The organism is Amycolatopsis sp. (assembly GCF_035276945.1).
Taxonomy (GTDB): domain Bacteria; phylum Actinomycetota; class Actinomycetes; order Mycobacteriales; family Pseudonocardiaceae; genus Amycolatopsis_E.
In genome coordinates, this window is sequence record NZ_DATELF010000034.1 from 1 (window position 1) to 5,956 (window position 5,956).

6 protein-coding genes and 1 pseudogene are annotated in these 5,956 nt (G+C 68.6%); 4 read left to right on the forward strand and 3 right to left on the reverse strand.

Annotation, left to right across the window (positions count from 1 at the left end; genetic code table 11):
• From VJT49_RS04920 to VJT49_RS04930, 3 genes are all read left to right on the forward strand, one after another.
• Positions 1 to 193 (forward strand): hypothetical protein (locus tag VJT49_RS04920; RefSeq protein WP_324163481.1); only part of this gene is annotated, 193 nt, incomplete at its 5' end.
• A gap of 173 nt (positions 194 to 366) precedes the next feature.
• A complete protein-coding gene (locus VJT49_RS04925; RefSeq protein ID WP_324163482.1) occupies positions 367 to 1,125 on the forward strand; it encodes a rhomboid-like protein in 759 nt (252 codons plus the stop codon).
• Positions 1,126 to 1,137: 12 nt separating this feature from the next.
• Positions 1,138 to 1,908: a tyrosine-protein phosphatase gene (locus tag VJT49_RS04930; protein WP_324163483.1), complete on the forward strand. Its 771-nt coding sequence runs from the start codon at positions 1,138 to 1,140 to the stop codon at positions 1,906 to 1,908.
• A gap of 183 nt (positions 1,909 to 2,091) precedes the next feature.
• On the opposite strand, the gene VJT49_RS04935 is transcribed toward VJT49_RS04930, so the two are convergent.
• The 3 genes and pseudogenes from VJT49_RS04935 to cysD form a co-directional block, all read right to left on the reverse strand.
• Positions 2,092 to 2,592, reverse strand: a complete 501-nt coding sequence (locus tag VJT49_RS04935) for a PPOX class F420-dependent oxidoreductase (RefSeq protein WP_324163484.1) — start codon at positions 2,590 to 2,592, stop codon at positions 2,092 to 2,094.
• Entirely contained in the window at positions 2,583 to 4,421 is a 1,839-nt protein-coding gene (gene cysC / locus VJT49_RS04940; protein ID WP_324163486.1) for an adenylyl-sulfate kinase, read from the reverse strand. The genes VJT49_RS04935 and cysC overlap by 10 nt, the downstream gene beginning before the upstream one ends.
• A 2-nt stretch (positions 4,422 to 4,423) precedes the next feature.
• Positions 4,424 to 5,381: pseudogene (gene cysD, locus VJT49_RS04945) on the reverse strand (sulfate adenylyltransferase subunit CysD).
• A 94-nt stretch (positions 5,382 to 5,475) separates the two neighbouring features.
• Between cysD and VJT49_RS04950 the strand changes: the two are divergent.
• Positions 5,476 to 5,956, forward strand: a 481-nt coding sequence (locus VJT49_RS04950; RefSeq protein WP_324163487.1) for a nuclear transport factor 2 family protein, incomplete at its 3' end; no start/stop codon positions are given.

Sequence of the window (5,956 nt, forward strand, 5' to 3'; positions counted from 1 at the left end):
CGGCGTAGCCCCAGGCGACGTGGTACTTGCCGGAGACGGGGAAGCAGAACTCGTCGCCGAAGTAGCCGATCCGGCCGCTCAGGGCGAGCAGGAGTGCCGCGGCGGCCGCCTCGACGCCGAAGGCGGGCCGCGCCAGGTTCGGGGTGCCGGGCGCCGGGCGGCCACGGTGGTCGATTCCACTTCGGCATCGTAGGAAACCGACGCCGGCGGCTTGCCCCTTTCCGGCAAGGACGGACGGTATCTCGTCGGCATCTTGCCGCCGAAGTGATGCCGGATTTCGCCGGTCGCACCCCCAGCGAGCACGGTCACAGTGAATTCACAGGTCATCAATGGTTTGTTATCAGGGAGAGACCCGAAGCTGTGGTGGTGCGCGTGGAAGTGATGACGTCGAAAGGCCGGCCCGGCTGGACCACCCGGGCCGCGGTGCTGCTGCCCAACCCGATCACGACGCCGTTCACCTTCTGGTACCTTGCGGTGCTGCTGGCCACCACGATCCTCCAGCGTGTCGTCGGCGAGACGGTGTCGGCCAAGCTGCTCGCGATGTCGAGCACCGACGCCCTCAACCTGTGGCATCGCCCGGTCATGAGCCTGATCAGCAGCGCACTGTGGATCAGCGATTCGGGCTGGGCGGCGTACGTGGTGATCTTCGCCCTCGCGGTCGCGCCGCTGGAACGCCGGGTCGGCGCCGGGTGGACGTTCGCCGTGTTCGCCAGCGGGCACGTGCTGGCCACGCTCGCCACCGAACTGCCGGTCATGTGGGCGCTGCGCGGCGGGTTGCTGCCCAGGACCGACGGGCGCTGGCTCGACATCGGGGTCAGCTACGGGTTCTTCGCCACGGCCGGGGCGATGGTGACGGTGCTCGCGCCGGGCCTGCGCAGGTGGGCGGCGCTGGCGATCCTGCTGTGCATCGGGGTGATCTATGTCACGGACGAGCCGGGCTCGCTGCTCGCCGTGGTCACCCTCGCGGGTCACCTCACGGCCGCGCTGATCGGCCTGTTCGGCTGGCGGGGTTGGGTGCACCGCCGGGGGCTGGCGGGCACGCTGAAGTTCCGCGGGACGCCTTTCCGGGCCGAACGTGATCGGGTTCGCCCGGCCGCGGCCTTGGCTGGTTCGACCAGGCCGTGAACCATATGAGCCATGCGATGGCTCGAACTCGAAGGTGCCGCCAACGCTCGCGACGTGGGCGGGCTGCCCACCGATGACGGCAGGCAGATCCTCGACCACAGGTTGCTGCGCTCCGACAACCTCCAGGGGCTGACTCCCACCGACGTCAAGCTGCTCGTCGAAGACCTCGGCGTGACCTCGGTGGTGGACCTGCGGTCGACCGACGAGGTCGAATCCGAAGGGCCCGGGCCGCTCGTCGCGGTACAGTCCGTGCGGCATGTGCACCTCTCGGTCATGCCGGAGTACGGCCAGGCCACCGACGCGGTCGCGGACGCCCTGCTCACCCGCCGGGACCGGGCGCTGGCCCGCTTTCCGGGCGACCCGATGTGCGCGTTCTACCTCGGATATCTCGAAGATCGTCCGGACAGCGTCGTCAGCGCGCTGCGGTCGATCGGCCAGACCCCCGGTGCCGCGCTCGTGCACTGTGCCGCGGGCAAGGATCGCACGGGCGTGGTGGTCGCCCTGGCGCTGTCGGCGGCCGGGACCCGCCGGGACGCGGTGATCGCGGACTACGCGGCCAGCGGCAACCGGATCGGGGCCATCCTCGCGCGCCTGCGCGCTTCCCCCACCTACGCACCCGACCTGGCGAAGCGGGCGGACGACGACCACCGGCCCCGCGCGGAGACCATGTCGGCGTTTCTCAACGAGGTGGACGAGCAGTTCGGTGGCGTGCTGCCCTGGCTGTCCGAGCACGGCTTCGGCGAAGCCGACCTGGCCGCACTCCGCGCTAAACTCCTGTCCTAGTGTCGTGTAATGGAAGCGGGTTTACACCGTCGCAGGCAGGCTTCCGCTGGTCACAGCATGATCGACTGTCTGCGCCGTAAAGCTCAAACGATTACGTGACACTAGGGACTGCTTGAAGTGGTTTCGTGGCGATGAAGGCCGGCGGCCTCACCGCCAGGGGCTTCGCCGCTTGTGAAACACGGCTCAGGTCAGATACCGCGCCGTGGTGCCCGCGAGCGGCATCGGGTCGAGGCCGAGCTTGCGATGGTCCCAGGAGCGCACGCGCTTGACGTCCACCCGCACGGCGACCCGCTTGTGCAGCATCATCTCCACGGCCGGTTTCGCCTCGTCGGTGTACGGGCCCTGGTACCGCTCCCACAGGCTGACACCCATCCGCCACAACTCGCCGGGGTCCTCGCTGATCACGCCACGGCCCTCCAGTGACACGCCACGCAGTTGGTCGTAGGTGTGGCCGGTCTCGATCAGGCACGTGATGCGGTCGTCACGGCGGAGGTTGACCACCTTCTGCGCCTTGGCCTTCGTCTCGAACCAGAGCTGCCCGTCGATCACCGCGTACCACATGGCGACCAGGTGCGGCAGGCCGTCCGGCCCGATCGTGGCCATGGTGGCCGTCCGGCCGCGCTCGACCGACTCGGCGATCTCGGCGCCGGTCATCCGGATCCGCGCGCGCTGGTTCACTCCCATGTGCTCACCTTCGCCACTATCGCCGCGGCCATCGCGGCCGGGTCTCCGTCACCGGGCCGCAACACCACCTCGGGCGCGGCCGGAGCCTCGTACGGATCGTCGATTCCGGTGAAACCGCGGATCTCGCCCGCACGGGCCTTGGCGTACATGCCCTTGGGGTCACGTGCCTCGCACACCTCGAGGGGCGTGTCCACGAAAACCTCCACAAAGGACAATCCAGCCCGTTCGTGCGCCGCCCGCACCCGGTCACGATCCTCGCGGTACGGACTGATCAACGACACTACCGCCACCACGCCGGCGTCGGCGAACAGCCGCGCGACCTCCCCGACCCGCCGCACGTTCTCCGCCCGGTCCGCCGCGCTGAAGCCGAGATCGGCGTTGAGACCCTGGCGCAGGTTGTCGCCGTCGAGCAGGCAGGCGGGCCGGCCCGCGGCGACCAGCCGCCGTTCCAGTTCGACCGCCACGCTCGACTTGCCCGACGCGGAAAGTCCCGTCAGCCACACCGTCATGCCCTGCGTCGCGCGCTCCTCCCGGCTGACCGCGGCTGAGTGCCAGACGACGCGGGACGCGGGCAGACTCGGCCCGGTGATCATGCCCGCGGCGACCGTGTCGTTGGTCACGTCGTCGACCAGGACGAAGCTGCCGGTGGCTCGGTTGCGGCGGTAGGCGTCGAACAGCAGCGGCTGCCGGGTACGCAGCTGGACGCGGCCGATTTCGTTGAGGCACAGCGATTTCGCGCTCTCGTCGCGGTGCAGGGTGTTCATGTCGAGGCGGTAGTCCAGGGTGCGTACCTCGGCCGTGGTGACGCGCGTGGTATGCCGGATCGTGTAGGTCGCGCCGGGGGTGAGGGCGGACCGCTCGGCGAACCAGCAGACCATCGCGTCGATGTCCTGCCCGCTGTGCGGGCGGTTGCCCGGACAGCAGATCAGGTCTCCACGGGCGACGTCGAGGTCGTCGGTGAGCTGTAAGGTCACCGCCTGCGGGGCGAACGCTTCGGTGACGGGCCTGCCACCGGGGCCCCAGATCGCGTCCACTGTGGACGTGAATCCCGAAGGCAGCACCACCACCTCGTCCCCCGGCTTGAAGGTGCCGCCGGCGATCGTGCCCGCGTAGCCCCGGAAGTCCCGGCTGTGCTGCCGGATCACGTATTGGACCGGGAACCGCGCGTCGATGAGGTTCCGGTCGGAGGCGACGTGGACCTCCTCGAGGTGGTGCAGCAGCGGGCTGCCCCCGGACCACGGCATGTTCGCGCCGCGATGCACCACGTTGTCGCCGTGCAGCGCGGAAACCGGGACGAACGCGAGATCGGGCACGTTCAGTTTCATCGCGAACGCGCGGAATTCCTCGCGGATCTCTTCGAAGCGGTCTTGGGACCAGTTCACGAGGTCCATCTTGTTCACGCACACCACGAGGTGCGGAATGCCGAGCAGGCTGGCCAGGAAGGCGTGCCGCCGCGACTGTTCCAGCACCCCCTTCCGGGCGTCGACGAGAATCAGCGCGAGATCGGCGGTGAACGCGCCGGTGGCCATGTTGCGGGTGTACTGGATGTGGCCCGGGGTGTCCGCGATGATGAATTTCCGTTTGGGCGTGGCGAAATAGCGGTGGGCCACGTCGATGGTGATACCCTGTTCGCGCTCGGCCCGCAGGCCGTCGGTGAGCAGCGCCAGATTCGGGTATTCCTCGCCGCGTTCCCGGCTGGTCCGCCCGACCGCCGCGAGCTGGTCGGTGAAGATCGCCTTCGAGTCGAACAGCAGGCGGCCGATCAGGGTGGACTTGCCGTCGTCGACGCTGCCCGCCGTGGCGAGCCGGAGCAGCTGGGCGGGCCTCATGCTCAGAAATACCCTTCCTTCTTGCGGTGGTCTTCCATCCCGGTTTCGGAAATCCGGTCGTCCGCGCAGGTCGCGCCGCGCTCGGTGACGCGGGTCGCGGCGACCTCGGCCACCACCTCCGCCGGCGTCGCCGCCGAGGATTCGACGCAACCCGTGCAGGTGGCATCCCCGACCGTCCGGAAGCGCACCGTGGCCTCGTAGGGCTTTTCCCCGTCGAGCAGCGTGAGAAAGCGAGTACGCGCGAGGAGCATTCCGTCGCGCTGGACGACCGGGCGCCGGTGCGCGTAGTAGATCGACGGCAGTTCGATTTCTTCCGCGGCGATATAGGTCCAGATATCCAGCTCGTTCCAGTTGGACAGCGGGAAGACCCGGATGGACCCGGATGTGCTCGCCCTTGCGGTGTCGCCCGTTGTACAGGTTCCACAGTTCCGGCCGCTGGTTGCGGGGATCCCACTGGCCGAATTCGTCACGGAAGGAGAAAACCCGTTCTTTCGCCCGCGCCTTTTCCTCGTCGCGGCGCGCGCCCCCGAACACCGCGTCGAACGAGTTCTCGCGGATCATCCTCAGCAGCGTGACGGTCTGCAACCGGTTCCGCGAGGCCCGCGGCCCGATCTTTTCGGCCACCCGGCCCGCTTCGATGTCGTCGGTGACCCAGCCGACCAGCAGCCGCGCGCCCCTCCGTTCGACCGTGGCGTCCCGGAAGGCGATCACCTCGTCGAAGTTGTGCCCGGTGTCCACATGCAACACCGGGAACGGCGGCGCGGCGGGCCAGAACGCCTTCGCCGCCAGGTGCAGCATGACCGCCGAATCCTTGCCGCCGGAGAACAGCAGCACCGGCCGCTCGAAGGTCGCGGCGACCTCGCGGAAGATGTGCACCGACTCCGCCTCGAGCGCGTCGAGATGAGTCAGCTCGTAGGTGCTCGCGGTCTTTTCCGGCGTCCTCGCGCGCCCAGTGGTCACCTCGGTGCCGCCCCTTCCTTGCGTGGCTGTTTCATCCTGAGCAAATTAGAACGCGTTCTTGCCTCAGGTCAACGACCGGAGGATGCTTCCGGGCATGGACCTTGCCGTGCTCGAAGACATCAGACGGGTGAAGTACCGCTACCTGCGCAGCGTCGACCTGAAACGCTGGGACGACCTGGCCGACACGCTGGCTCCCGAGGCCACCGCCCACTACGGCACGCCAACCTACGGCGAGCCGCTCGCCCTGTCCGGGCGCGACGAGATCGTGGCGTTCATGCGGGAGAAACTGAATGGCGACATCATCACCGTGCACCTCGCGAGCCAGCCGGAGATCGACATCGACGGCGACACCGCAACCGGGACCTGGGCCTTCGAAGACACCGTGATCGCCACCGCGTACCAGGTCGTGATCAGGGGCGCCGCGTTCTACGAGGACCGCTACCGGCGGTGCGAGGACGGGAAATGGCGGATCACGCACACCAAATACCAGCGCACCTACGAGGCCATGTTCTCGCTCAAGGACCTGGCGAGCTTCCAGCTCACCGCGAACCGGTGGGCGGCCCCCGCCGCCACGA